The organism is Allobrachymonas sp. (genome assembly GCF_041912815.1).
Classification (GTDB): domain Bacteria; phylum Pseudomonadota; class Gammaproteobacteria; order Burkholderiales; family Burkholderiaceae_C; genus Brachymonas.
The window spans coordinates 25,682-51,937 of sequence record NZ_JAYRLV010000015.1 but is presented as its reverse complement, the minus strand read 5'-3'; the positions used below and the strand labels follow the sequence as shown (position 1 = coordinate 51,937).

The following is a 26,256-nucleotide window of genomic DNA, read 5'->3' as shown; positions in this document are numbered from 1 at the left end:
CATGGGGGCTGTGAAGGTCGATTGATGCGGCGCAGCGGCCGGACGGGCATGGCCTCGCCACGCTCCGCCCCTCGCAGCCATGTCGGTTCTGACCTCCCCGATCAGGCCCCGGGCATCGTCGCCGCACCAGACGCGGCGGCAGCGGGTACGCCTGCGGTACCTGCAGCCTGCGCGGCGGCCGATTCTGCCTGCGGTGTGAGCGGCCCCCAGCCCCCGCCCAGCGCCGCAATGAGGGCCACGGCAGCGGTGTACTGGCTGTTGCGCACGCTCCAGAGGGTGTTCTCTGCCGTGAGCCGGGTGTTCTGCGCCGTGAGCACGGCCAGATAGCTCACCATGCCGTAGCGGTACTGGTGCTGGATCACGGTTTCGGCCTGCCGCGCAGCGGCCACGGCGGCGGCCTGCTGCTGTTCCTCCTCGGTGAGGATGCGCTGGGCGGCGAGATTGTCTTCGACGCCCTGCAGGGCCGACAGCACGGTCTGGCGATATGCGGCCACGCTCGCGTCGTAGGTCGCACCGGCATTGGCCACGGCCGCCCGGCGCTGGCCGCCGTCGATCAGCGAAGCCGCCAGCGCCGCCCCCAGCGACCACACATGCTGCGGCGCCGAGAGCAGCCCCGACAGGGCCGATCCGCTGAAGCCACTGCTGCCGCTGAGCGTGAGCGAAGGAAAGTACGCCGCCTCGGCCACTCCGATCTGCGCATTGGCAGCCGCCATGGTCCGCTCGGCTGCCGCAATGTCCGGCCGGCGCTGCAGCAGCGTGGACGGCAGCCCCGGCGGAATGTACGGCAGGGTGAGGGGGGCATGCGCGGCCGGCAGCGCGAACCCGGCCGGCGGCACCCCCAGCGTGGCCGCAATGGCATGCTCCAGCTGGGCGCGGGTGAGCTGTCTGGCGACCCATTGGGCCTGCTGCGACCGCACCTGGGCCTCGGCCTGCGCCACGGTGTCCGGGGCTACCACGCCGGCCTTGAGCTGGTGGCGCGTGAAGGTGAGCATGGCCTGCAGCGTGTCCACGCTCTGGCGGAGCTGCGCGAGCTGGCGGTCGGTGACCACAAGCTGCAGATAGGCGGTGGCCAGCTGGGCCTGCAGGCTCAGGCGTGCCCCGGCCAGCTGGGCCGCGCTGGCCTGCACCTTGCCACGCTGGCTCTCGATGCTGCGGCGCACGCTGCCCCACAGGTCCGGCTCCCAGCTTGCGCTCAGGCCGGTGGCATAGACGCTGGCGGTAGCTCCGCCGGGCGTGCTGTGGCTGCGCGCGGCCGAGCCCGACAGCCCGAGCGTGGGCCACAGCCCTCCCTGGGCCTGCTGCAGCAGCGCCTGCGCGGCCCGGTACTGCGCCTCGTACTCGGCGAGTGTCTGGTTGCCCTGCAGGAGCTGCTGCTCGAGCCGGTCGAGCGTGGCATCTCCGAACACGCGCCACCACTCACCGCGCGGGGCCGTATCGGCCGGAGTGGCCGGCACCCAGATGCCGGCATCGGTCAGCGCCCGGGCCGATGCAGCAGCCGCAGGCGCGGGCACATCTTCCCGGTAATGGTCGGACAGGGGGGCATCGGGCCGGTGGTAGTCGGGCCCCACGGCACAGCCGGCCAGAGCAGCCGCCAGGGCCACGCCCAGCGCCGTCAGGGCCCCAGGACGCAGCCGGGAACAACGGAAAAACGGATCAGACTCAGACGGACGCATGGGAGGAGGCCTCTTCGGCGGCAGGACCCGCGCGGCGGCGGGCGAGGCGAGCACGCACCGCCAGCCGCAGCCGGTCGAGATGGAGATAAACGATCGGGGTGGTGTAGAGCGTGAGCAGCTGGCTCAGGAGCAGCCCGCCCACAATGGCGATGCCGAGCGGCTGGCGCATCTCGGCCCCGTCCCCGCGTCCGAGTGCCAGCGGCAGCGCCCCCAGCAGCGCAGCGGAGGTGGTCATCATGATGGGGCGGAACCGCAGCAGGCATGCTTCCTGAATGGCCTCGCGCGGATCGAGCTGACGCTCGCGTTCGGCCGTGATGGCGAAGTCCACCATCATGATGGCGTTCTTCTTGACGATGCCGATGAGCAGCAGCACCCCGATGAGCGCGATCACGTCGAACTGGCTGCCGAAGGCCATGAGCGCCAGCAGCGCCCCCACCCCGGCCGAAGGCAGCGTGGACAGAATGGTGAGCGGATGCACCCAGCTCTCGTAGAGCATGCCCAGCACGATGTACACGGCCACCAGCGCCGCGAGAATGAGCATCGGCTGGCTGTCGAGCGAGCTCTGGAACGATTTGGCCGTCCCCTGGAAGCTGCCGTGGATCGCGCTCGGCAGCCCCACCGCCGCCACCGCGCGGTCCACCGCCGCCGTGGCCTGCGACAGCGACACGCCCTGCGGCAGGTTGAACGACAGGGTGCTCGCCGCGAACTGGCTCTGGTGGCTGACGGAGAGCGCGGTGTTGTCGGGCTGCCAGCGGGCAATGGCCGACAGTGGCAGCGGCTGGCCGGTGCGGCTGGTGAAGTAGATGTTCTCCAGCGCCTGCGGGCTCTGCCAGAACTCCGGCGCCACCTCCAGCACCACGTGGTACTGGTTGAGCGCGTTGTAGATGGTCGAGACCTGCCGCTGCCCGAAGGCGTCGTACAGAATGCTGTCGGCCTGCTGCTGGGTCACGCCCAGCCGCGCCATGCTGTCGTGGTCGAACACCAGCGTGGTCTGCAGGCCGCGCGCATCCTGGTCGGAGCTGAGATCCTTGAGCATGGGCACCGATTCGAGCGCATGCTGCACGCGCGGCGTCCAGTCGCGCAGCTCCTCCAGACTGTCGCCCTGCAGGGTGTACTGGTACTGGGCATTGGCCGGACGCCCGCCCATGCGGATGTCCTGCACCGACTGCAGAAAGAGCTGTGCCCCGGGCTCGTGCGCGAGCTTGCGCCGCAGCCGCGCGATCACCTCGTCGGCATTGACGCGGCGCTCGGCCAGCGGCTTGAGCCCCACGAACATGCGGGCCTCGTTGCGGTTGCCCCCGCCGGTGAAACCCACCACCGTGTCCACCGCCGGATCGGTGCGCACCTGGGCCATCACGCTCTGCAGCTTGCCGCGCATGGCCTGAAAGGAGATGTTCTGGTCCGCCTTGAGCGTGCCCATCAGGCGCCCCGTGTCCTGCTGCGGAAAGAAGCCCTTGGGCACCACCACGTACAGATAGCCGGTGAACACGATGGTGGCAGCCAGCAGCCCCAGCATGAACGCCCCATGCCCCAGCGCCCAGCCCAGCGAACGGCGGTAGCCGCGTTGCATGGCGTCGAGCGCGCGGCCGCTCCAGCGCAGCAGCAGATTCTCGCGCGGGGGCAGCTCTCCAGCCGCCGCACGAGGCCGCAGCCAGCGCGCGCACAGCATGGGCGTGGTGGTGAGCGACACCGCCAGCGACACCAGAATGGCCGTGGAAAGCGTGACCGCGAACTCGTGGAACAGCCGCCCCACGATGCCCCCCATGAGCAGAATGGGCGTGAACACCGCAATCAGCGACACGCTCATCGACAGCACCGTGAACCCTACCTCGCGCACCCCGGCAATGGCCGCCTCGAAGGGCTGCTCCCCCTGCTCCAGATGCCGCGCGATGTTCTCCAGCACCACGATGGCGTCATCCACCACGAAGCCCGTGGCAATCGTCAGCGCCATGAGGCTCAGGTTGTTGAGCGAGAAGCCGGCCAGATACATCACGGCAAAGGTGCCGATGAGCGACACCGGCACCGCAATCGCCGGAATGGCCGTAGCCCGCCCGTTGCGCAGGAACAGGTAGACCACCAGAATCACCAACCCCACCGAGATCAGGAGCGAACGCTCCACGTCGCTGAGCGCGGCCCGGATGGTGGGACTGCGGTCCATGACCACCTGCATGTGGATCGCGGCCGGAATCTCGGCCTGCAGCCGTGGCAGCGCGGCCTTGACCCGTTCGATGGTCGCGATGATGTTGGCCCCCGGCTGCCGGAACAGGATCAGCATCACGCCCGGCTCGCCGTTGACCAGCCCCGCGTTGCGCAGATCCACCACCCCGTCGCGCACCGCCGCCACGTCGGAGAGCCGCACGGCCCCGCCCTTGCTGTAGCCCACGATGAGTGGCAGATAGTCGGCCGCATGCGTGGCCTGGTCGTTGGCCTGCACCTGCCACAGGCGGTCGCCCCCCTGCACCACGCCCTTGGGCCGGTTCGCGTTGGTGCCCGCAATGGTCGTGCGCACCGACTCCAGGCTGATGCCGTAGCGCGAAAGCTGCAGCGGGTTGGTCTCGACCCGCACCGCCGGCTGAGCCCCCCCGCCCACGGTCACATCGCCGATGCCCTCGATCTGCAGCAGCTTCTGCCCGATGATGGTGTCGGCCGCGTCGTACATCTGCCCCGGCGTGAGCGACCGCGACGTGAGCCCGATGATCATGATCGGCGCATCGGCCGGATTGGCCTTGCGGTAGGTCGGGTTGCCCGGCATGCCCGTGGGCAGCAGGCCCCGCGCCGCGTTGATGGCCGCCTGCACATCGCGCGCCGCGCCGTTGATGTCGCGGCTCAGGTCGAACTGCAGCGTGACGCTGGAGCTGCCCAGCGTGCTGGTGGAGGTGATCTCGCTCACCCCGGCAATGCGCCCCAGCGCCCGCTCCAGCGGCGTGGCCACCGTGGCCGCCATGGTCTCGGGGCTCGCCCCCGGCAGGCTCGCCCGCACCTGGATGGTGGGGAAATCCACCTGCGGCAGCGGCGCCACCGGCAACAGCCGGAACGCCACCACCCCCGCCAGCACCACCGCCAGCGTGAGCAGCACGGTCGCCACCGGCCGGCGGATGAAAGTCTCGGACAGCATCAGCCCTCTCCCCGCCCGGCCGCTCCGCCCGGCGCCGTGCCGGAAGACGCACCCGCAGCCGCTGCGTCCGCACCGACACCAGCCCCAGTCACCCCTCCTGCCGCCGCCCTGCGGCGCAGCCGCGCACCGAGCCGGTCGAACCACAGGTAGATCACGGGCGTGGTAAAGAGCGTGAGCAGCTGGCTCATCAGCAGTCCCCCCACCATGGTCACGCCCAGCGGGTTGCGCAGCTCGCTGCCCATGCCCGAGCCCAGCAGCAGCGGCAGCGCCCCGAGCAGCGCCGCCAGCGTGGTCATCAGAATCGGGCGCAGCCGCAGCAGGCAGGCCTGGGTGATGGCCGCCTCGGGCGCAAGGCCCTGCTCGCGCTCGGCCTCCAGAGCAAAGTCCACCATCATGATCGCGTTCTTCTTGACGATGCCGATGAGCAGAATGATGCCGATGATGGCAATCACGCTCAGGTCATCGCCCGCCATGAGCAGCGCCAGCAGCGCCCCGATGCCCGCCGACGGCAGCGTCGAGAGAATCGTGATCGGGTGCACATAGCTCTCGTACAGCACCCCGAGCACGATGTACACCGTCACCACCGCCGCCAGAATCAGCCACAGCGTGCTCGTGAGCGAGGCCTGGAAGGCCATGGCCGCCCCCTGGAACCGCGTGTCGATGCCCACCGGCATGCCGATGGCCGACTCGGCCGATTCAATGGCGCGCACCGCCCCGCCCAGCGAGGCCCCGTGCGCCAGGTTGAAGGACACGGTCGCCACCGGAAACTGCCCCAGATGGTGCAGCGCCAGCGGTGCGCGGCGCGGCTCGATCGTCGCCACCGCATCGAGCGTCACCGGCGTGCCGCTGCCGCTGGCCACATAGATGCCCTTGAGCGAGGGCAGCCCCCCGTGCAGCGCCGGGTCGGCCTCCAGCACCACGCGGTACTGGTTGGTCTGTGTGAAGATGGTCGAGATCAGCCGCTGGCCAAAGGCGTCGTAGAGCGCATTGTCGATGGCCGCCGTGGTGATGCCGAGCCGCGAAGCCGCATCGCGGTTGATCCGCACATAGGCCTGCTGCCCATCGTCGGCCATGTCGCTCGTCACATCGGCCAGCTCCGGCAGCCGGCGCAGGCGCGCCACCAGCTGCGGCACCCACTGCGACAGCTCGGCCGCCTGGGGACTCTGCAGCGTGAACTGGTACTGCGTGCGCCCCACCGAGGTGTCGATGGTCAGATCCTGCACCGGCTGCAGGTACAGCGCGGGCGCGTCCGGCATGTCGGCCGCCATGCGCTGCAGCCGCGCCATGACGGTACGGATGTCGTCGCGCTCGCCCTTGGGCCTGAGCATGATCTGCAGCCGCCCCGCATTGAGCGTGGCGTTGGTGCCGTCCACCCCCACAAAGGACGTCACCCCCTGCACGGCCGGATCTTCCATCACCCGGCCGGCGAGCCGCTCCTGCAGCGTGGCCATGGCCCCGTAGGACACCGCTCCCGGCGCCTCCGTCACCCCCTGCAGCACGCCCGTGTCCTGCAGCGGAAAGAACCCCTTGGGCACCACCGCATACAGCACCACCGTGAGCACCATGGTGCCCACCGCCACCAGCAGCGTGAGCGGCTGATGGCGCAGCACCACTTCCAGCAGCCGCCCGTAGCCGGCAGCCAGCCGGTCGAACAGGTTCCCGGCCGCATGGTAGAAGCGGCTCTGCCGCTCGGCCGGCACATGCCGCAGCAGGCGCGCGCACATCATCGGCGTGAGCGTGAGCGACACCACCGCCGACACCAGAATCGTCACCGACAGCGTGATGGCAAACTCGCGGAACAGCCGCCCCACCACATCGCCCATGAACAGCAGCGGAATCAGCACCGCAATGAGCGACACCGTGAGCGAGATGATCGTGAAACCGATCTGCCCCGCCCCCTTGAGCGCGGCCTGCAGCGGCGTCTCTCCCGCCTCGATGTAGCGTGCAATGTTCTCGATCATCACGATCGCGTCATCGACCACGAACCCCGTGGCAATGGTGAGCGCCATGAGCGTGAGGTTGTTGATCGAGAAGCCCGCCAGATACATCACCCCCAGCGTGCCCACCAGCGACAGCGGCACCGCCACCGCCGGAATCACCGTCGCCGCCACACTGCGCAGGAACACGAAGATCACCCCCACCACCAGCACGATCGACAGCAGCAGCTCGAACTCGGTGTCCTCCACCGAAGCGCGGATGGTCTGGGTGCGGTCGCTGAGCACGCGCACCTGCACCGCCCCCGGCAGCGTGGCCTGCAGCTGCGGCAGCAGCGCCTTGATGCGGTCCGTCACCTCGATCACGTTCGCCCCGGGCTGCCGCTGCACGTTGAGAATGATGGCCGGCTGCTGCCCTGCCCAGGCCCCGAGCCGCACGTTCTCGGCCCCGTCGATCACCCGCGCCACATCGGAGAGCCGCGTCACGCTCCCGCCCGACCCGGCCGTGGCCCCCACCGCCTGTGTCGCCGTGCTGCTGGTGGTGGTGCCGGCGGTGCTGCTGCCGCCCGTCGTGGCGGTGGACGTGGTGGACGCACTCCCCACAATCAGCCCCCGGTAGTCGGCAGCCGAACGGAGCTGGTCGTTGGCGTCGATGGTCGACGCCTGGAACGCCCCGTCAAAACTCCCCTTGGGCGCATTCACATTGGCCGCCGCCACCGCCGTGCGCACATCGGCCAGCGTGAGCCCGCGCGCCGCCAGCGCCTGCGGACTGGCCTGCACCCGCACCGCCGGCCGCTGCCCGCCCGCAATGCTCACCAGCCCCACCCCCGACACCTGCGAGAGCTTCTGCGCCAGCCGCGTATCGGCCAGATCCTGCAGCTGCGTGAGCGGCAGCGTGGAGGAGGTCACCGCAATGCTGATGATGGGCGTATCGGCCGGATTGACCTTGTTGTAGATCGGCGGATTCGGCAGATCGCTCGGCAGCAGGGTATTGGCCGCATTGATCGCCGCCTGCACCTCCTGCTCGGCCACATCGAGCGAGAGATCGAGCCCGAACTGCAGCGTGATCACCGACGAGCCCCCCGAGCTGCTCGACGTCATCTGCGTGAGCCCCGGCATCTGCCCGAACTGCCGCTCCAGCGGCGCCGTGACCGACGACCCCATCACATCGGGGCTCGCCCCCGGATACAGCGTCACCACCTGGATGGTGGGATAGTCCACCTCCGGCAGGGCCGAAATCGGCAGCAGGCGCCAGGCCACCAGCCCGCTGAGCACAATGGCCAGCATCAGCAGCGTCGTGGCCACCGGCCGGAGAATGAAATGGCGGGAAGGATTCATGCCGCAGCCTCGCGCGGGTCAGTCAGAAGCAGTCTGAACATGCAGCTGCAGAAAAAGGGAGAAAGGAGCCACACGCCGGCACGGCCCCGGTCAGTGGCTCGCAGCCCGGCGGGCAGCCGAGGCCCCCGGCGCGGTTCCGGCAGCCGCCGCCCCTGAAGCCGAGGCTCCGCCCCCCGGCGCCGAAGCTGCGCTCCCGCGATGGCCGCCGCCATACCCGGCACGTCCAGCCCCCGAGAACGCCGCCGCCCGCTGCGCCGAACGGTCCACCCGCTGGATGCGGGCCCCGTCGCGCAGCTTGTCATGCCCATCAACCACCACCAGCTGTCCCGGCTGCAGCCCCTGGGCGATCACCGTATTCGTGCCCGACACCGGCCCGATCGTCACCGCCTGGACACTCACCGTGCCATCGGCATTGACCCGGTACACATAGCTCCCCACCTTGCCCATCTGGATCGCCGCCGTCGGCACCATCACCGCCTGTGGAATCGCGCCCAGATCGAGCCGCACATTGACGAACTGGTTGGGAAACAGCTGGTTGCCCACATTGTCGAACCGCGCCTTGAGACTCAGCGTCCCCGTGCTGGTGTTGATCTGGTTGTCCACCGCCAGCAGCGTGCCCTCGGCCAGCCGCTGGGTGTTGTCGCGGCTCCATGCCTCCGCTCGGAGACCCGGATGGGCCCCCCGCGCCTGCTGCAGCCGCTCCACGTCCGCCTCCGGCAGGGCAAACAGCACATGAATGGGCTGCGTCTGCGTGAGCGTCACCAGCCCGTTCGTGTCCGACGGCGTCACCATGTTGCCCGGATCCACCTGCCGCAGCCCGGCCCGGCCGGTCGCCGGTGCCACCACGCGCGTGTACGACAGGTTCACGCGCGCCGTCGCCACCGCTCCCTGATCGAGTCGCACCGTGCCCTCGTACTGCCGCACCAGCGACGCCTGCGTATCCACCTGCTGCGTGGCAATCGCATTGAGCGCCTGCAGCTCGCGGTAGCGCCGCAGATCATTGCGCGCATTGGCCAGCAGGGCCTGGTCGCGCTGCAGCTGCCCCTCGGCCTGCATGAGCGCAGCCTGCTGCGGCCTCGGATCGATCACCGCCAGCACCTGCCCCTTGCGCACCCAGTCCCCCTCGTGGAACAGCACCTGCTGCAACGGCCCCGTGATCTGCGCACGCACCACCGCACTGTTGCTGGCCGTCACCGTGCCCAGCGCCGAGAGCTGCTGGGGCGCATCGCCACGCACCACGGGCGCCACGCCCACCGCCACGGCCCCACTGCGGCCGCCCCCCTTGCCCCCGGACGCGGCCGACGCCGCTCCTTCGGCTCCCGAGGCAGCAGCCCGGTGCATCCACCACCAGCCCCCGCCGGCTGCCAGGGACAGCGCTGCCACCACGGCAGCCCTCGAGAAGCGGGAAAAACGCCTTGCGGCGACAGTCTCGGCCATGAAACGCTTTCTGAAAAATCGCAGCTCGCGCCCCTTCCGCACGAAGTGCGGCCCCGGAGCGCCATCCGGGCATCCATCGACACCCGCCACGCGCGGGGTTGGAACCCGCCGCCATCATAAAGTTCCCCACCCCTGCGCGCACCGTGCCGGTCATGCGCTGTCATCATTTTCTGCCAGCCCCATCGCTGGCCGCCGTCTGCGCTGGCTCAAGGTTCTGCCCGCTTCAGGCCGCCAACATTTGCGTATGGCCGTCAAAACTCTCTATAGTGTCCTGAGTTGACCCGCCGGCGCCCTCTCCGCCCGCCGCGCTCTCTGCACTTCCCTTTTCCAGGAGCCTTTCATGACACGCATCATCGACATCCAGTCCCCCGATGGCACCGGCACCTTCCATGGCTACCTCGCCACCCCGCCCAGCGGACGGGGTCCCGCCGTGGTCCTCTGCCAGGAAATCTTCGGCGTGAACGCCGCCATGCGCGCCCTAGCCGACCAGTTCGCCCGCGACGGATACGTGGCCGTGGTGCCCGACCTTTTCTGGCGCCTCGAACCCGATGTCGAGCTCGGCTACACCCCCGAGGACTGGGAACGCGCCATGGCCTTCATGCAGAACTTCGACCAGGACGTCGGGGCCCAGGACATCGCCGCCACCCTGCAGCAGGTTCGCGCCCTGCCGGAATGCGCCGGCCACCCGCAGGTCGGCGTGGTGGGCTACTGCCTCGGCGGCAAGATGGCCTATCTCGCTGCCTGCCGCACCGATGCCGCCGTCTCCGTCGGGTACTACGGCGTCGGCATCTCCAGCGCGCTCGACGAGCTGCCGCAGATGCACGGCCGCCTCGTGCTGCATCTGGCCGCACAGGACGAATTCAGCACCCCCGCCGAACAGCAGACCCTGCACGCCGCCACCGCAGGCAATCCCCAGGTCACCCTCTACGACTATCCCGGCATGCACCACGCCTTCGCCCGCCCGCGCGGCGACCACTACGATGCCGCCGCCGCCACCCTGGCCCACCAGCGCACGCTGGAGGCGCTCCGGCAGGCACTCGGGGCCTGATCCCTGGCACCGCTTGGCAGGCTGAAAACGGAAAATCGGAAAATCCTCGGCACTCCGCGCGCAGGCATTTGGCAAAAATGCAAATTACATATTCTGAATATGCGCCAATGCTATTATTTCTTTCCGTTTTCCGGCCCTGATGGAAGGTCATGTTCCAGGCCATGGGGGAGCCGGTATCCGACAGGGAGCCACCACAACCATGACTTTTCAACGACGCACATTCACCCTGGGCCTTGCGCTGACTGCCTTCAGCGTGCCCGGCTGGTCCACCGCCAGCGCCCTCAGTGACGCCATCAACAAATCCGGCCGCCAGCGGATGCTGACGCAGCGCTGTGCCAAGGCCTATCTGGCCCTGGCGCTGGGCGTGCCCGCCGCCAAACCCCGTGCGGTCCTGACACAGTCGGTGCAGCTGTTCGACCAGAGTCTGGCCGAGCTGCGCACCACGGCCGCTACCCCGGCCTTTGCCCAGGCCGTGCAGCAGATGGCTGCGGCATGGGTTCCCTACCGGGCTGCACTCACCAGCGCAGCGCCTTCCATCAATGGAGGCGCCAAGGTCGTCTCCCTGTCGGCTCCCGTCCTGGCTGCCGCCCAGCGCGCCACCCAGCTGCTCGAAGGCACGTCCACCTCGCCCATCGGCCGCCTGGTGAACATCTCCGGCCGCGAGCGGATGCTGTCCCAGCGCATGGCCATGCTGTATTACGCCTCCATGGCCAAGATCGGTGCCGCCCAGGCCCAGAACGAGATCAGCGTGGCCCGCAACGAGTACCTCAAGGCCTTCGACACCCTGCGCAACGCCCCGCAGGCCACCCCGCGCATCAAGCGCGAGCTGCAGATGGCCGCCACGCAGTGGCTGTTCTTCAACGCCGCCATCGACAGCATGAAGGACGGCCCCAACCCCCGTCACTACCAGGAAGTGTTCAGCACGAGCGAAAACATCCTCACCGTGCTCAACAACGCCACGGCCATGTACGCAGCCCTCGGCTGACCCGCCCTTCGGCACATCCCCTCGCTCACCCCGGCCATGGCCGGGGTTTTTCGTTACCATGGCTGCAGCCACTCCCCTTTTCTGCAGTCTTTTCCCTGTCCGAGGTTCCGCCATCATGTCCCGCATTGCCGCCCGCGACTACACTCCCGTTCCTCCCACCGACGTTGCATTCATCGGGCTGGGCGTCATGGGCTACCCCATGGCGGGCCACCTTGCCCGCGCCGGTCACCGCGTCACGGTCTACAACCGCACCGCAGCCAAGGCCCAGGCATGGAGCGCGGAATTCGGCGGCCGGCACGCCCCCACCCCGCGCGAGGCGGCCAGCGGCGCCCGCATCGTCTGCTGCTGTGTGGGCAACGACGACGACCTGCGCAGCGTGGTGCTCGGCCCTGACGGCGCCTTTGCCGGCATGGACGCCGGCGCCGTGTTCGTCGACCACACCACCGCCTCGGCCCGCGTCGCCCGCGAGCTCGACGCGGCTGCACGCGAAGAGCGGCTCCACTTCATGGATGCCCCCGTCTCCGGGGGACAGGCCGGAGCCGAAAACGGCCAGCTCACCGTGCTGTGCGGCGCGGAGCAGGCCACCTTCGATCAGGTCGTGCCCGTGCTCGGCGCCTATGCCAGGGCCTGCACCCTCATGGGCGGCACCGGCACCGGCCAGCTCGCCAAGATGGTCAACCAGATCTGCATCGCCGGACTGGTGCAGGGCCTGGCCGAGGCCATCGCCTTCGGCCAGAAGGCCGGCCTCGACATGGCCCTCGTGCTCTCGGCCATCGGACAGGGAGCCGCCCAGAGCTGGCAGCTCGACAACCGTGGCCAGACCATGGTCGAGGGCCGCTTCGACTTCGGCTTTGCCGTGGACTGGATGCGCAAGGACCTCGGCCTCGTGCTCGACGAGGCACGCCACAATGCCGCCCGCCTGCCCGTCACCGCCCTGGTCGACCAGTTCTATGCCGACGTACAGGCCGCCGGCGGAAACCGCTGGGACACATCCAGCCTCATCACGCGGCTCAAGTAGGCCCCTCACCCGCAGGCCTGCGCAAGCGGAGCGGGCGGGAGATAATCGGGGCTTGTCGACCCTGTCGACCCCACCTTCCGTATCTCCCGCACTCCATGATCCGCTATCTCACCGGCATCAACACCACCGGCACCCCCCACCTGGGCAACTACGTCGGTGCCATCCGCCCGGCCGTGCAGGCCAGCCTGCGCTCCGATGTGCGCAGCTACTATTTCCTGGCCGACTACCACGCCCTCATCAAATGCAGCGATCCGGTGCGCGTGCAGCGCTCCACCCTCGAAATCGCAGCCACCTGGCTCGCCTCGGGCCTGGATCCCGAACGCGTCACCTTCTACCGCCAGAGCGACATCCACGAAATCCCCGAGCTCAACTGGCTGCTCACCTGCGTCACCGGCAAGGGGCTGCTCAACCGCGCCCACGCCTACAAGGCCGCCGTCGACCGCAACACCGAAGCCGGTCAGGATGCCGATGACGGCGTCACCGCCGGCCTGTTCATGTACCCCGTGCTCATGGCCGCCGACATCCTCATGTTCAAGGCCCAGAAGGTCCCGGTCGGCCGCGACCAGATCCAGCATCTCGAAATGGCGCGCGACATCGCAGCCAGCTTCAACCACCTCTACGGCAAGGACCTTCTCGTTCTGCCCGAGGCCCAGGTCGACGAACAGGTCTCCGTGCTCCCCGGCCTCGATGGTCGCAAGATGAGCAAGAGCTACGACAACACCATCCCGCTGTTCGTGCCCCAGGAAGAGCTGCGCCGACGCATCCTCTCCATCGTGACCGACTCGCGTGCTCCGGGTGAACCCAAGGACACCGAAGGCTCTGCCCTGTTCCAGATCTACCGCGCCTTTGCCACCCCCGAAGAAACCGCCGCCTTCGCCGACGCCTATGCCCAGGGCATCGCCTGGGGCGAGGCCAAGCACGCCCTCTTCGAGCGCATCGACCGCGAAATCGCCCCCATGCGCGCACGCTACGCCGACCTGCTGGCCCATCCGGCCCAGGTCGAGGACATCCTGCAGGCCGGCGCCACCCGCGCCCGCGAGGAATCGGCTCCCTATCTGCGCGAGCTGCGCGCCGCAGCCGGCCTGCGCAGCCTCTCCGCACTGCACCAGTCCGCCCCGGTCCCGGTGGCCGATCCGTCTGCTGCCCCCGAGGCCCCCCCGGTCTTCAAGCAGTACCGCGAAAAGGACGGCCTCTTCTACTTCAAGATGACCAACGCCCGCGGAGACGTCCTGCTGCAGAGCAAGGGCTACGCCAACCCGCGCGATGCCGCTGCCGCCATCGCCCACCTCAAGTCCCACGGAGCCGCCGCCGTCGACACCCTGGCCGAACAGATCGAGCCCCCCCAGGACGGCATGCTCCACGCCGTGCGCCGCGCCCTCGACGTGCTCCTCACCCTGCAGGAATAAGCAGGAGGCAGGAGATACTCCTGCCACACGGAGCGCGCCATCACCGTCACCGGCGCGTTCCGCACCGCATGCAGAGACGCCCACCAACAGAAAACCCCGGCCACCTCACGGTGCCGGGGTTTTCTGCAGGGTCCGTCGCCCGGTCGATCAGGCGCGACGTGCCAGTTCTGCCGCCTTGCCGACATAGGTGGCCGGCGTCATCTCCAGCAGGCGCTCCTTCTCGGACTCGGGAATCTCCAGCCCACGAATCAGGGCATGCAGATCCTCAGGATGCACCGTCTTGCCGCGCGTCACGGCCTTGAGCTTTTCGTAGGCCCCCTGCACACCGTAGCGGCGCATCACGGTCTGGATCGGCTCGGCCAGCACTTCCCAGGCGTGGTCGAGATCTTCGGCAATGCGCTCTTCGTTGATCTGCAGCTTGCCCATGCCCGTCAGCAGCGACTGCTGGCCCAGAATCGCATAGCCCAGTGCCACGCCCATGTTGCGCAGCACGGTCGAATCCGTCAGGTCACGCTGCCAGCGGCTCACGGGCAGCTTTTCGCTCAAGTGCCGCAGCAGGGCATTGGCCAGACCGAAGTTCCCCTCGGCATTCTCGAAATCGATGGGGTTGACCTTGTGCGGCATGGTCGAGGAGCCGATTTCCCCTTCCTTGAGCCGCTGCTTGAAATACCCCAGGCTGATGTAGCCCCACACATCGCGGGAGAAGTCGACCAGGATCGTATTGGCCCGCGCCACGGCATCGAACAGCTCGGCCATGTAGTCGTGCGGCTCGATCTGGATGCTGTAGGGCTGGAACGTAAGCCCCAGACCCAGCGGCTCGGCGGTTTCCACCACTGCCTTGCTGAAGGATTCCCAGTCGATCTCGGGCGCAGCGCTCAGGTGGGCGTTGTAGTTGCCCACGGCACCGTTCATCTTGCCCAGCAGGGCCACGCCTGCAATGCGGGCACGCGCCTTCTCCAGTCGCACCAGCACGTTCGCCAGTTCCTTGCCCACCGTGGTCGGGCTGGCCGTCTGGCCATGCGTGCGGCTCAGCATGGACACGGCCGCAAACTGCTGGGCCATGCCGCGCAGCGTCGTGCAGATCGCATCGATGCCGGGCAAGAGCACCTGCTCGCGGCACATCTTGAGCTGCAGGGCGTGGCTGGTGTTGTTGATGTCCTCGCTCGTGCAGGCAAAGTGGACAAACTCGGAGGCGTTCTGCAGCTCGGAACGGCCGTCGAACTTGCTCTTGATCCAGTACTCGACCGCCTTCACGTCATGGTTGGTGGTCTTCTCGATGTCCTTGATGGCCTTGGCATCCTCCAGGGAGAAATTCTTGACCAGCTCCAGCAGATACTTGCGTGCCCCGGGCGTCAGGGGCTTGAACTGCTCCATGCCCGCATCGCTGAGGGCCATGAACCAAGCCACTTCGACCTGCACGCGGCAGCGCATGTAGCCGTATTCGCTCATGCTGGCGCGCAGAGGGCGCAACTTGGCCGCATACCGCCCATCCAGCGGAGAAATGGCGGTGAGTGGGGTAAGTTCGAGAGGTGTAGAAGTCATTCGCTGATTGTAATTTGTTGCATTCGCTCACGCTTTGTTTTGTCTTTGTTTTGTGCCACATGTCCTGTCGACCTCCCCCGAATGGCCGAACCTTACCGTTGCATGCACGCCGCATCGCACCTGGCCTCCTTCGCAGACAGGCAGCGCATCCCCCGGCAACTCCCGATTCCGACCCGGCGGGCTGCATTCCTGCGTGCCTTCCCGGCATTTACACTTCTTCCTGCCCCCTTTCAGCCGACCCCGATACAATCGTTTACTCCTCATCAGGCAGCTCTCCGGTTCGTTTTCGCATGAAGCTCTACGGTTCCACCACCAGTCCCTATGTCCGCAAGGTACGCGCCGTCCTGGCCGAAAAGAAGCTGGAATACCAGTTCGTACCCGAAAACGTCTGGGCGGCGGATACCCAGATCACCTCGCTCAATCCGCTGGGCAAGATCCCCGTGCTCGAACTCAAGGCCGGTGACATGGTCTACGACTCGCGCGTCATCGTCGAATACCTCGACACCCTGAGCCCCGTAGGCAAGCTCATCCCGTCCGTGGCGCGCGACCGGCTCGAAGTCAAGGTCTGGGAAGCCCTGGCCGATGGCGTCCTGGATGCGGCCGTCGCCGCCCGTCTCGAAGCCACATGGGAAGGCCGCAGCACCCTGCAGCGCTGTCAGCCCTGGATCGAGCGCCAGATGCACAAGGTGGATGCCGGTCTGGCCGAAATGGCCCGTCTCCTCGCCGACAAGCCCTACTGCATCGGCGGCGTGCACCCCACCCTGGCCGACATCGCCGTCGGCTGTGCACTGGGCTGGCTGAGCTTCCGCTTCCCAGATCTGGACTGGCGCAGCCGGCATCCCACCCTGACCCAGCTGCTGACCAAGCTCGAACAGCGTCCGAGCTTCGTCGACACCATGCCCGGCTGAGCGTCGCCCCCTCCCGCCAGCTTCCGTTCCGCCTGGGGCGCCCTCCGGCCTTGTCAGGAGACAAGTGGGTACACTAGGGACACTTTTCGTGTTCCGCTGCTGGTGTTGCCATGGCCTCCCCCTCTCCCACGTCGATCCGCATCTGGGATCTTCCCACCCGCCTGTTCCACTGGACGCTCGCCGCTGTGGTGTGCGCCCTGCTGGTCACGGGCATGACCGCAGGAGACTGGATGGAATGGCATATGCGCCTGGGAGAAGCCGCCTTGGCCCTGCTGCTGTTCCGGCTCTGCTGGGGACTGGTCGGCGGGCGGTGGTCGCGCTTTTCCAGCTTCCTCTACAGCCCCGCCCATCTGCTGCGCTATCTGCGAGGCCACAAGACTCCGCTCGATGAAGTCGGCCACAGCCCTGCAGGCGCCCTCTCGACCTTTGCCCTGCTGCTGGCCCTGCTGGCTCAGGGCATTCTGGGTCTGTTCTCCAACGATGACATCGCATTTGCCGGCCCCCTGTCGCACCTGCTCTCCGATGGCCTCGTCGATCGCCTCACCGGCTGGCACAAGCTGGGCAAATATGTCATTCTTGCGCTGATCCTGCTGCATCTTGCCGCCATCGTCTGGTATAGCCTCGTGCGACATCGCCCCCTGGTCTCCGCCATGCTGACCGGAAACAAGTCCCTCCCGCCCTCCACTCCGGCGAGCCAGGATGGCCCGGCACGCTGGCTGCTGGCCCTGGTGATCGCTGCAGCCTGCGCAGGACTCCTGTGGTGGATCCACGGGCTCGGCGCCCCCATTCCTCCCGCAGGCGGCAACGGATTCTGATCCGCACTCCTCCGCTCTCTGCTTTCCTCTGCCATGCCGGATTCTGCCCCGCCCCCTCCCCAGGTGCACATTCTCCGCGCCGACACACCCACCCTGCTCACCGAGGCACGGCAGCTGTTCGTCGAGTACGCCGCCAGCCTGCCCATCGACCTGGAGTTCCAGCAATTCGAGCAGGAGCTGGCTTCCCTCCCGGGCGACTATGCCGACCCCGTCCGGGGGGCCCTGCTTCTGGCCACCATCGATGACGCCATAGCTGGCTGCTGCGCTCTGCGCGCCCTGCCCGACACCGACTACGACGATGCCGCCGAAATGAAGCGGCTCTACGTGCGCCCCCAGTTCCGCCGCTTTGGCCTGGGCAGAGCCCTCACGGAAGCCACGCTCGATGCCGCCCGCCTGCTGGGTTACCAGCATGTGCTGCTCGACACGCTCGACGACATGGAAGCCGCCCGCACCCTGTACGACGAACTGGGCTTTGTCGCAATCCCCCCGTATTACTACAACCCTCATGCCGGAGCCCACTATCTCATGGCATCGTTGCGGCACTGAATGAAGGCTGCAGCCACCCGCAGGCCCCTCCTTTCCCACGGCTCGCCTTGACGTCAGCTGCCTGGAGCAGGCTCAGTCCCTGCGCCGGATTCCCCGCAGACGGTGACGCAGCCATGCATCCAGCCATCGCCCGCTCCGTGGCGTTTGTTGCGTCCCCAAGTTACGCCGTCCAGCCCTGCACACAGAGGCATGGTTTCTGCACCACTGCGCTCGTGGCACGCCACCCGGGCGTGCACGTGAGTTACCGGATTCGAACCGTGAACATGGGATTTCTTTGTCCTGGGCCATCCACAGCACGCAGCCCAAAGACTGGCTCCTGAAGGCACTGGTCGGCCACTGCACTCTTGACCGCATCGAGCACCCATCTGCCGAGGCGAAACCCGACGGAGTGCACACCGTCACTGCACCTGCTGCCGCATCCATGCCGCCTCGTCTTGGTCACAGGCGCTTCGTGGTTTCATGCCCACTTACCCTGCTCGGGCAGCGCTTTCTCTGCGGCTCCTGTTCATCGGCCCACGATTTACGCGCCCCGATTCCTTTCCGCACTCGGTCGCCCCATGCAGTTGCGCTTCACTTTGCGCACTGTGACCAGCTCGCAGCGGGACTTGCACCCGCAGGTATGCGCCCATGCTGGGCGCACCATAAAAAAACCCACCTGAAAAATCAGGTGGGTTTGAATTGGTTGCGCGAGAAGGATTTGAACCTCCGACCTTTGGGTTATGAGCCCAACGAGCTACCAGACTGCTCCATCGCGCGTCAGAAATGAAATTATAGCACCGTTTACTCGGCCTTGTCAGCAGCTTCTTCAGCTTTTTCTTCGACTTCGGCACGATCCACCAGCTCGATGTAGGCCATCGGGGCATTGTCGCCCACGCGGAAGCCCATCTTCAGGATGCGGGTGTAGCCGCCCGGACGGGTGGCAAAGCGGGGGCCGAGCTCGCCGAAGAGCTTGACCACGCTGTCGCGGTCGCGCAGGCGATCGAAGGCCAGGCGCTTGTTGGCCACGGTGTTGGTCTTGGCAAGGGTGATCATGGGCTCGATCACCTTGCGCAGTTCCTTGGCCTTGGGCAGCGTCGTCTTGATGGCTTCGTGCGCGATGAGGGAATTCATCATGTTGCGCAGCATCGCCTGACGGTGGCTGGAGGTACGGTTGAGTTTGCGGAGCTTGAGTCCGTGACGCATGGTGCTGTTCCTTTCTTTATCAAAAACCGGCAGCCGTATCAGGTACTGCCGGGAGCACGCTATGGGCCATAGGCCCGGTTAAAAAACGATCAGCGCTTCTCAAGGCCGGCAGGAGGCCAGTTCTCGAGCTTCATGCCCAGCGTGAGACCACGCGAGGCCAGCACTTCCTTGATCTCGTTGAGCGACTTGCGGCCGAGATTCGGCGTCTTGAGCAGTTCGTTCTCGGTACGCTGGATGAGATCGCCGATATAGTAGATGTTTTCGGCCTTGAGGCAGTTGGCAGAACGCACCGTGAGTTCGAGTTCGTCGACAGGGCGCAACAGAACCGGATCGAACTGTGCCGCACTGCGGGAGGCGGGCTGGTCGAATGCATCGAGTGCACCGCCTTCGAGCTGCGCAAACACGGCGAGCTGTTCCACCAGGATCTTGGCGGAAGAACGCACGGCATCCTCGGCCGAAATGGCGCCGTTGGTCTCGATGTCGATGACCAGCTTGTCCAGATCGGTACGCTGCTCGACACGGGCGCTCTCGACGGCATAGCTCACACGACGCACGGGGGAGAAAGAAGCATCGAGCACAATGCGGCCGATGAACTTGAACGCCTCGTCGCCATAGCGGCGCATGTTGCCGGGCACATAGCCACGACCCTTCTCGATCTTGAGCTGCATGTCGATCTTGCCGCCCTGCGACAGGGTGCAGATGACATGCTCGGGATTGATGATCTCGACATCGTGCGGAATCTGGATGTCCGCAGCAGTCACGACACCCTCGGTATCCTTGCGCAGGCTCAGAGTCACCTCATCGCGGTTGTGCAGCTTGAACACGACGCCCTTGAGGTTGAGCAGGATGTTGACCACATCTTCCTGCACGCCGTCAATGGAGGCATACTCGTGCAGAACTCCGGCGATGGTCACCTCGGTGACGGCATAGCCGATCATGGAAGACAGCAACACGCGACGCAGGGCATTGCCCAGCGTATGGCCATAGCCACGCTCGAAAGGCTCCAGCGTCACCTTGGCGCGATTGCCGCCCAGCTGCTCCACATGGATGTTCTTGGGTTTCAACAGATTGGTTTGCATTCCGACTTCCTCTCAATACCCCCGGCTCGTTACACCGGTAAGGCTGGTGAAGCCCCTGACGCATGCAAATGGCGTCAGGAACCGAAACAATATGATGCGTCTGCCAGCTCTGGGAGCGCCGAAGCCCAAACGCGGAAATACGGCTGACGCCGTATTTCCTGGAATTAACGAGAATACAATTCGACGATCAGCGATTCGTTCACATCTGCTGCGAACTCGTCACGATCCGGCGTCTTCTTGAACACGCCTTCTGCCTTCTCGGCATTCACTTCCACCCAGCCCGGGAAACCGACTTGACCGGCCAGCTGCAGGGCCTCGACCACGCGGTTTTGCTTGGCGGACTTCTCGCGCACGGCGATCACGTCACCAGGCTTGACCTGGTAGGAAGGGATGTTGACCTGCTGACCGTTGACCAGGATGGCCTTGTGGGAAACCAGCTGGCGCGCTTCGGCACGGGTGGAACCGAAACCCATGCGGAAGACCACGTTGTCCAGACGCGATTCGAGCAGGAACAGCAGGTTGGCACCGGTGTTGCCACGGCGACGCTCGGCCTCGGCAAAATAGCGGCGGAACTGACGCTCCAGAACGCCGTACATGCGCTTGACCTTCTGCTTCTCGCGCAGCTGCAGACCGAAGTCGGACGTACGCTGGCCGGAGATGCGGCCATGCTGACCGGGTTTGACTTCAAATTTGCTCTTGTCGCTGATGGAGCGGCGTGCGCTCTTCAGGAACAGGTCGGTGCCTTCACGGCGTGCGAGTTTTGCTTTGGGGCCAAGATAACGTGCCACGGTGTTTTTCCTTGTGAATGACTGCTGCTTTCAGAAAAAGCAGGAGCCGCCAACCCTGAATAGCGTTGGCGGCAGTGGGCTTGGTAAAAAAATCAGATGCGACGGCGCTTTTGCGGGCGGCAGCCGTTGTGCGGCACGGGCGTCACGTCGGAAATGGACGTGATTTTAATGCCAAGTGCAGCCAGTGCGCGCACCGAGGATTCGCGACCGGGGCCGGGACCCTTGATCTCGACTTCGAGGTTCTTGATGCCCTGCTCGACGGCAGCGCGGCCAGCCACTTCGGAAGCCACCTGAGCAGCAAACGGAGTGGACTTGCGGGAACCCTTGAAGCCTTGACCACCGGAAGAAGCCCAGGACAGTGCGTTGCCCTGACGGTCGGTGATGGTGATGATGGTGTTGTTGAACGACGCATGCACGTGGGCAATGCCGTCGGCAATGTTCTTGCGGACTTTCTTGCGGACGCGGGATGCTGCGTTGTTGGACGGTTTAGCCATGATGATTCTTCAGCCTTCTCGATTATTTCTTCAGGGACTGGGCAGCCTTGCGCGGACCCTTGCGCGTACGCGCATTGGTGCGGGTGCGCTGACCGCGCACCGGCAGGCCACGGCGATGACGGAAGCCGCGGTAGCAGCCAATGTCCATCAGGCGCTTGATGTTCATCGTGGTCTCGCGACGCAGGTCACCTTCGAGGGTGTAGTGCGCGAGAGCGTCGCGAATCTTTTCGAGATCGCCGTCGGTCAGGTCCTTGACCTTCTTGGAATAGGCGATGCCACAGGCGTCGCAGATGTCGCGGGCGCGGGTACGACCGATGCCATAAATGGCGGTCAGGCCGATCTCAGCGTGCTGTTGCGGCGGAATGTTGATACCAGCAATACGTGCCATGGGATTCCTCTGTTACTGTGATCAGCCTTGACGCTGTTTGTGACGCGGGTCGGTGCAGATGACGCGCACCACGCCCTTGCGGCGAATGATCTTGCAGTTGCGGCAAATTTTCTTTACCGAAGCCGAGACTTTCATGTTTCTCTCCTCAAACTCTTGCTTACTTGGCGCGGAACACAATGCGCGCTTTGGATAAATCGTAGGGCGTCAGCTCCACGGTGACCTTGTCGCCAGGCAGGATGCGGATGTAGTGCATACGCATCTTCCCGGAGATGTGACCGAGCACCATGTGCCCGTTTTCAAGCTTGACGCGGAAGGTGGCATTCGGGAGATTCTCTGCGACCTCTCCCTGCATCTGAATGACATCGTCCTTTGCCATTTCTCAGCGCCCTCCTCCGGTCTTGAAATTGGCCTTCTTGAGCAGGGCGTCGTACTGCTGGGTCATCATGTAGTTCTGCACCTGGGCCATGAAGTCCATGGTGACGACCACGATGATCAGCAGCGAGGTGCCGCCGAAGTAGAAGGGCACGTTGTATTTCAAAATCAGGAATTCAGGCAGCAGGCACACCAGGGTGATGTAGACCGCCCCTACCAGCGTCAGACGCAGCAGGATCTTGTCGATGTAGCGTGCCGTGTGATCGCCCGGACGGATGCCCGGCACGAAGGCTCCACTCTTCTTGAGATTGTCTGCAGTCTCGCGACTGTTGAAGACGAGTCCCGTGTAGAAGAAGCAGAAGAACACGATGGCTGCAGCGTAGAGCGCGATGTAGATCGGCTGGCCTGGAGTCAGCGAAGCGGCGATGTTCTTGAGCCAGCGCATGCGGTCGCCGCTGCTGAACCAGTTCACCACCGTAGCCGGCAGCAGGATGATCGACGATGCGAAGATCGGGGGGATCACACCGGCCATGTTGAGCTTGAGGGGCAGATAGGACGACTGTCCTCCGTACACCTTGTTGCCCACCTGGCGGCGCGCATAGTTGATCAGGATCTTGCGCTGACCGCGCTCGACGAACACCACGAAGTACGTCACCAGCGCCACCACCACGAGGATGAACAGTGCCACGACGATGCTCATGGAGTTGGTCCGCACGAGCTCGAGCAGACCGGCGATGGCATGCGGCAGACCCGCAGCGATGCCGGCGAAGATCAGGATGGAGATCCCGTTGCCGAGACCGCGCTCCGTGATCTGCTCGCCCAGCCACATCAGGAACAGGGTGCCGGCCGTCAGGCTGACCACCGTCGTGAGACGGAAGGTCATTCCGGGATCGAGCACCAGGCCCTGGGCATTCTCCAGTGCCACGGCGATGCCGAAGGACTGGAAGACGGCCAAGAACAGCGTTCCGTAGCGGGTGTACTGGGTGATCTTGCGCTGACCGGCCTGGCCTTCCTTCTTGATCTGCTCGAAGCTGGGCACGACGTAGGTCATCAGCTGCATGATGATCGATGCCGAGATGTACGGCATGATCCCCAGAGCAAAGACCGTGAAGCGCGACAGCGCACCGCCCGAGAACATGTTGAACAGGTTCAGGATGCCGCCCTGCTGCCCCTGGAACAGCTGATGCAGCTGGTTGGGGTCGATGCCAGGCACCGGGATGTGCGCTCCGATCCGGTAGACGACCAGAGCCATCAGCAGGAACACCAGACGGCGACGCAGGTCGCCGTACTTGGGTGAGCTTGCCGTGTTTGCCAGACTTGTTGCCACGTTGTGCGCCCTTGTGTTCCGTCAGTCCAATCAGGCCAGGCTGCCGCCAGCAGCCTCGATGGCTGCCTTGGCGCCTGCGGTTGCACCGATGCCGGTGAGCTTGACCGCACGGGTCAGCTCGCCGCTCTTGACGACCTTGACGACCTTGGTCATCTGGCTGATGAAGCCGGCCTGCTTAAGAGCAGCCAGATCGACTTCATCCAGCCCGAGCTGATTGAGTTCGTTGAGGTTGATCTCGGCGTTGTACTTGAGCAGATGCGATTTGAAGCCGCGCTTGGGCATGCGGCGCTGCATCGGCATCTGGCCCCCTTCGAAGCCGACCTTGTGGTAACCACCGGAACGGGACTTCTGGCCCTTGTGACCACGACCTGCAGTCTTGCCCAGGCCCGAACCAATGCCGCGACCGACGCGACGCTTGGCGTGCTTGGCACCTTCCGCAGGCTTGATGTTGTTGAGTTCCATCTTCAGACCTCAGAGGATTTTGACCAGGTAGCTGATCTTGTTGATCATGCCGCGCACGGCAGGAGTGTCCTGCAGTTCGCTGACGCTGTTGAGTTTGCGCAGGCCCAGGCCACGCACGGTGGCACGGTGGCTTTCCTTGCAGCCGATGGGGCTGCGAACCAGCTGGAGCTTGACGGTTTGCTTGTCGGACATGCTGTTCTTCCTCAGGCGGCGAAGAGGTCTTCCACGCTCTTGCCACGCTTGGCGGCCACCTCGGCAGGGGTGGAGGCATTGCGCAGCGCGTCGAAGGTGGCGCGGACCATGTTGTAGGGGTTGGAAGACCCGTGGCTCTTGGCCACGATGTCGGTGATGCCCATCACTTCGAAGACGGCGCGCATCGGGCCGCCGGCGATGATGCCGGTACCCTTGGGAGCGGGAGCCATCATGACGCGTGCGGCACCATGGTGCCCCATCACTTCGTGATGAATGGTGCCGTTCTTGAGGGACACCTTCACCATGTTGTGGCGGGCTTCTTCCATGGCCTTCTGCACGGCAGCGGGCACTTCCTTGGACTTGCCCTTGCCCATGCCGACACCACCGTCGCCGTCGCCCACCACGGTGAGCGCTGCGAACCCGAGGATACGACCACCCTTGACGACCTTGGTGACGCGGTTGACCGCGATCATCTTCTCGCGAAGGCCGTCGTCGCGTGCGTCGTCTTGCGATTTAGCTTGTACTTTTGCCATTTTTGATTCCAATCTGCTTAGAACTGCAAGCCAGCTTCGCGGGCGGCGTCAGCCAGGGCCTTGACACGGCCGTGGTAGGCAAAGCCAGCGCGGTCGAAGGCGACCTTCTCGATGCCGGCAGCCTTGGCCTTCTCGGCAATGCGCTTGCCGATCAGGGTTGCTGCAGCGACGTTGCCGCCCTTGCCGGAGGTGCCGAGTTCCTTGCGGATGTCGGCTTCGGCAGTGGAAGCGGAGGCCAGCACCTTCGTGCCACAGCCAGAGATCACGGCTGCGTACATGTGCAGGTTGGTGCGGTTCACGGTCAGGCGGGGCACACCCTGACCCGCGATGCGGATGCGGGTCTGGCGTGCACGGCGAATACGTTGTGCTTTCTTGTTCAACATGATGCCGTTCCTTATTTCTTCTTGGTCTCTTTGATGATGACCTTCTCGTCGGCGTAGCGCACGCCCTTGCCCTTGTAAGGCTCGGGAGGACGGGTGGCACGCACTTCGGCAGCCACCTGGCCCACGCGCTGACGGTCAGCACCCTTGATGACGACTTCGGTCGGCGTCGGGGTCACGACGGTGATGCCTTCGGGCATTTCCATGACCACCGGATGCGAGTAACCGACGTTCAGATTGAGTTTGTTGCCCTGAACGGAGGCCTTGTAGCCCACGCCGATGAGGGACAGCTTCTTCTCGAAGCCCTTGCTCACGCCGATCACCATGTTGCTCACGAGCTGGCGCAGCGTGCCGGACATGGCGTTGGCTTCACGGGATTCGTCGGCGGGGACGAAGGACAGCTTGCCGTCCTGGGATTCGACCTTGACCAGGGGATTGGCCACAGCAGACAGCATGCCGCCGGAACCCTTGACCTGGATGCTTTCCGCGGTGATGGACACATCGACGCCCTGCGGAATGGCGACGGGGAGTTTACCTACACGGGACATTTGACATTCTCCTCGCTTCGATTACGCCACGTAGCACAGGACTTCGCCGCCCACGCCGCTGGCGCGAGCCTTGCGGTCGGTCATCACACCCTTGGGGGTAGTGACGATGGCGACGCCGAGGCCATTCATGACCTGCGGCAGAGTCTTGCTGCTCTTGTACACGCGCAGGCCGGGACGGCTGACGCGCTCGATGCGCTCGATGACGGGGCGACCGGCGTAGTACTTGAGGGCAATTTCCAGAACGGACTTGCCTTCTTCGGTCTTGACTTCAAAACCGTCGATGTAGCCTTCGTCCTTCAGGACCTGGACGATCGCGGTCTTCACCTTGGAAGCCGGCACCGTCACGGTAGCCTTGCTGACCATCTGCGCGTTGCGGATGCGGGTCAGCAGATCGGCGATGGGATCGCTCATGCTCATTGTTGATTCTCCTGCCGATTACCAGCTAGCCTTGGTGACACCGGGGATGCCACCGGCGAACGCCATTTCACGGATCTTGGAACGGCCGAGGCCGAACTGGCGGAAGGTGCCGCGCGGACGGCCGGTCAGCTCGCAGCGGTTGCGCTGGCGGACGGGGCTGGCATTGCGGGGCAGTTTCTGGAGGGCCAGAAGGGCGGCATCGCGCTCTTCGTCGCTCTTGGAGACATCCTTGAAGATGGCCTTGAGCTCGGCATGCTTCTTGGCGTACTTGGCCACCATTTTTTCGCGCTTGAGTTCGCGTTGGATCAAAGCTAATTTAGCCACAAAGC

The 26,256-nt window shown here is 65.6% G+C and carries 27 protein-coding genes and 1 tRNA gene; 7 read left to right on the top strand and 21 right to left on the bottom strand.

Annotation, left to right across the window (positions count from 1 at the left end):
- Nucleotides 1-101 precede the first annotated feature (101 nt).
- From ACE3P9_RS10470 to ACE3P9_RS10455, 4 genes are all read right to left on the bottom strand, one after another.
- Nucleotides 102-1,673: an efflux transporter outer membrane subunit gene (locus tag ACE3P9_RS10470; protein WP_374493984.1), complete on the bottom strand. Its 1,572-nt coding sequence runs from the start codon at nt 1,671-1,673 to the stop codon at nt 102-104.
- Nucleotides 1,660-4,791: a multidrug efflux RND transporter permease subunit gene (locus tag ACE3P9_RS10465; protein WP_374494006.1), complete on the bottom strand. Its 3,132-nt coding sequence runs from the start codon at nt 4,789-4,791 to the stop codon at nt 1,660-1,662. The genes ACE3P9_RS10470 and ACE3P9_RS10465 overlap by 14 nt, the downstream gene beginning before the upstream one ends.
- Nucleotides 4,788-8,060 carry an efflux RND transporter permease subunit gene (locus ACE3P9_RS10460; protein ID WP_374493982.1) on the bottom strand — a complete coding sequence of 1,091 codons (3,273 nt, stop codon included), beginning with the start codon at nt 8,058-8,060 and terminating at the stop codon, nt 4,788-4,790. The genes ACE3P9_RS10465 and ACE3P9_RS10460 overlap by 4 nt, the downstream gene beginning before the upstream one ends.
- 90 nt (nt 8,061-8,150) lie before the next feature.
- Nucleotides 8,151-9,497 carry an MdtA/MuxA family multidrug efflux RND transporter periplasmic adaptor subunit gene (locus ACE3P9_RS10455; protein ID WP_374493981.1) on the bottom strand — a complete coding sequence of 449 codons (1,347 nt, stop codon included), beginning with the start codon at nt 9,495-9,497 and terminating at the stop codon, nt 8,151-8,153.
- 340 nt (nt 9,498-9,837) lie between these two features.
- Here ACE3P9_RS10455 and ACE3P9_RS10450 point away from each other — a divergent pair, with 340 nt between their 5' ends.
- The 4 genes from ACE3P9_RS10450 (at nt 9,838) to ACE3P9_RS10435 (ending at nt 13,954) form a co-directional block, all read left to right on the top strand.
- Nucleotides 9,838-10,545, top strand: coding sequence for a dienelactone hydrolase family protein (locus tag ACE3P9_RS10450; protein ID WP_374493979.1), 708 nt, complete (start codon nt 9,838-9,840; stop codon nt 10,543-10,545).
- A 199-nt stretch (nt 10,546-10,744) separates the two neighbouring features.
- A complete protein-coding gene (locus tag ACE3P9_RS10445) occupies nt 10,745-11,530 on the top strand; it encodes a type IV pili methyl-accepting chemotaxis transducer N-terminal domain-containing protein (protein WP_374493977.1) in 786 nt (261 codons plus the stop codon).
- 115 nt (nt 11,531-11,645) lie between these two features.
- Nucleotides 11,646-12,548 (top strand): NAD(P)-dependent oxidoreductase, encoded by a 903-nt coding sequence (locus ACE3P9_RS10440; RefSeq protein ID WP_374493974.1) that lies wholly within the window; start codon nt 11,646-11,648, stop codon nt 12,546-12,548.
- Nucleotides 12,549-12,643: 95 nt separating this feature from the next.
- Nucleotides 12,644-13,954 (top strand): tryptophan--tRNA ligase, encoded by a 1,311-nt coding sequence (locus ACE3P9_RS10435; RefSeq protein ID WP_374493972.1) that lies wholly within the window; start codon nt 12,644-12,646, stop codon nt 13,952-13,954.
- Nucleotides 13,955-14,101: 147 nt separating this feature from the next.
- On the opposite strand, the gene purB is transcribed toward ACE3P9_RS10435, so the two are convergent.
- Nucleotides 14,102-15,496, bottom strand: coding sequence for an adenylosuccinate lyase (purB, locus tag ACE3P9_RS10430; RefSeq protein WP_374493970.1), 1,395 nt, complete (start codon nt 15,494-15,496; stop codon nt 14,102-14,104).
- A 290-nt stretch (nt 15,497-15,786) separates the two neighbouring features.
- On the opposite strand from purB, the gene ACE3P9_RS10425 reads away from it, so the two are divergent.
- From ACE3P9_RS10425 to ACE3P9_RS10415, 3 genes are all read left to right on the top strand, one after another.
- On the top strand, nt 15,787-16,404 hold the full coding sequence (locus ACE3P9_RS10425; protein ID WP_374493969.1) for a glutathione S-transferase family protein: 618 nt from the start codon (nt 15,787-15,789) through the stop codon (nt 16,402-16,404).
- A 110-nt stretch (nt 16,405-16,514) separates the two neighbouring features.
- The gene (locus tag ACE3P9_RS10420; protein ID WP_374493967.1) at nt 16,515-17,219 is read left to right on the top strand and encodes a cytochrome b/b6 domain-containing protein; all 705 of its coding nucleotides are present in this window, start codon (nt 16,515-16,517) and stop codon (nt 17,217-17,219) included.
- Between the two features lie 33 nt (nt 17,220-17,252).
- Complete coding sequence (locus ACE3P9_RS10415; protein WP_374493965.1) at nt 17,253-17,765, top strand: GNAT family N-acetyltransferase; 513 nt, start codon at nt 17,253-17,255, stop codon at nt 17,763-17,765.
- Between the two features lie 679 nt (nt 17,766-18,444).
- On the opposite strand, the gene ACE3P9_RS10410 is transcribed toward ACE3P9_RS10415, so the two are convergent.
- The 16 genes from ACE3P9_RS10410 to rpsN form a co-directional block, all read right to left on the bottom strand.
- Nucleotides 18,445-18,521 (bottom strand) — tRNA-Met (locus ACE3P9_RS10410).
- Nucleotides 18,522-18,545: 24 nt separating this feature from the next.
- Nucleotides 18,546-18,947 (bottom strand): 50S ribosomal protein L17, encoded by a 402-nt coding sequence (rplQ, locus tag ACE3P9_RS10405; protein WP_374493964.1) that lies wholly within the window; start codon nt 18,945-18,947, stop codon nt 18,546-18,548.
- Nucleotides 18,948-19,036: 89 nt separating this feature from the next.
- Nucleotides 19,037-20,026, bottom strand: coding sequence for a DNA-directed RNA polymerase subunit alpha (locus tag ACE3P9_RS10400; RefSeq protein WP_374493962.1), 990 nt, complete (start codon nt 20,024-20,026; stop codon nt 19,037-19,039).
- Nucleotides 20,027-20,190: 164 nt separating this feature from the next.
- On the bottom strand, nt 20,191-20,814 hold the full coding sequence (gene rpsD / locus ACE3P9_RS10395) for a 30S ribosomal protein S4 (RefSeq protein ID WP_374493960.1): 624 nt from the start codon (nt 20,812-20,814) through the stop codon (nt 20,191-20,193).
- Between the two features lie 92 nt (nt 20,815-20,906).
- Nucleotides 20,907-21,308, bottom strand: a complete 402-nt coding sequence (gene rpsK / locus ACE3P9_RS10390) for a 30S ribosomal protein S11 (protein WP_374493958.1) — start codon at nt 21,306-21,308, stop codon at nt 20,907-20,909.
- A 22-nt stretch (nt 21,309-21,330) separates the two neighbouring features.
- A complete protein-coding gene (gene rpsM / locus ACE3P9_RS10385; protein ID WP_374493956.1) occupies nt 21,331-21,696 on the bottom strand; it encodes a 30S ribosomal protein S13 in 366 nt (121 codons plus the stop codon).
- Between the two features lie 21 nt (nt 21,697-21,717).
- The gene (rpmJ, locus tag ACE3P9_RS10380; RefSeq protein ID WP_012348927.1) at nt 21,718-21,831 is read right to left on the bottom strand and encodes a 50S ribosomal protein L36; all 114 of its coding nucleotides are present in this window, start codon (nt 21,829-21,831) and stop codon (nt 21,718-21,720) included.
- Nucleotides 21,832-21,853: 22 nt separating this feature from the next.
- Nucleotides 21,854-22,072, bottom strand: coding sequence for a translation initiation factor IF-1 (gene infA, locus ACE3P9_RS10375; RefSeq protein ID WP_374493952.1), 219 nt, complete (start codon nt 22,070-22,072; stop codon nt 21,854-21,856).
- A 3-nt stretch (nt 22,073-22,075) separates the two neighbouring features.
- Nucleotides 22,076-23,395: a preprotein translocase subunit SecY gene (gene secY, locus ACE3P9_RS10370; RefSeq protein ID WP_374493950.1), complete on the bottom strand. Its 1,320-nt coding sequence runs from the start codon at nt 23,393-23,395 to the stop codon at nt 22,076-22,078.
- Nucleotides 23,396-23,425: 30 nt separating this feature from the next.
- Complete coding sequence (gene rplO, locus ACE3P9_RS10365; protein WP_374493948.1) at nt 23,426-23,857, bottom strand: 50S ribosomal protein L15; 432 nt, start codon at nt 23,855-23,857, stop codon at nt 23,426-23,428.
- Nucleotides 23,858-23,866: 9 nt separating this feature from the next.
- Nucleotides 23,867-24,049: a 50S ribosomal protein L30 gene (gene rpmD / locus ACE3P9_RS10360; RefSeq protein ID WP_374493946.1), complete on the bottom strand. Its 183-nt coding sequence runs from the start codon at nt 24,047-24,049 to the stop codon at nt 23,867-23,869.
- A gap of 11 nt (nt 24,050-24,060) precedes the next feature.
- A complete protein-coding gene (gene rpsE, locus ACE3P9_RS10355; protein WP_374493944.1) occupies nt 24,061-24,582 on the bottom strand; it encodes a 30S ribosomal protein S5 in 522 nt (173 codons plus the stop codon).
- Nucleotides 24,583-24,599: 17 nt separating this feature from the next.
- Nucleotides 24,600-24,965: a 50S ribosomal protein L18 gene (gene rplR / locus ACE3P9_RS10350; protein WP_374493943.1), complete on the bottom strand. Its 366-nt coding sequence runs from the start codon at nt 24,963-24,965 to the stop codon at nt 24,600-24,602.
- An 11-nt stretch (nt 24,966-24,976) separates the two neighbouring features.
- On the bottom strand, nt 24,977-25,510 hold the full coding sequence (gene rplF / locus ACE3P9_RS10345) for a 50S ribosomal protein L6 (protein WP_374493942.1): 534 nt from the start codon (nt 25,508-25,510) through the stop codon (nt 24,977-24,979).
- Between the two features lie 21 nt (nt 25,511-25,531).
- Complete coding sequence (gene rpsH / locus ACE3P9_RS10340) at nt 25,532-25,927, bottom strand: 30S ribosomal protein S8 (RefSeq protein WP_374493941.1); 396 nt, start codon at nt 25,925-25,927, stop codon at nt 25,532-25,534.
- A gap of 18 nt (nt 25,928-25,945) precedes the next feature.
- Nucleotides 25,946-26,251, bottom strand: a complete 306-nt coding sequence (gene rpsN / locus ACE3P9_RS10335) for a 30S ribosomal protein S14 (protein ID WP_374493940.1) — start codon at nt 26,249-26,251, stop codon at nt 25,946-25,948.
- Nucleotides 26,252-26,256 lie beyond the last annotated feature (5 nt).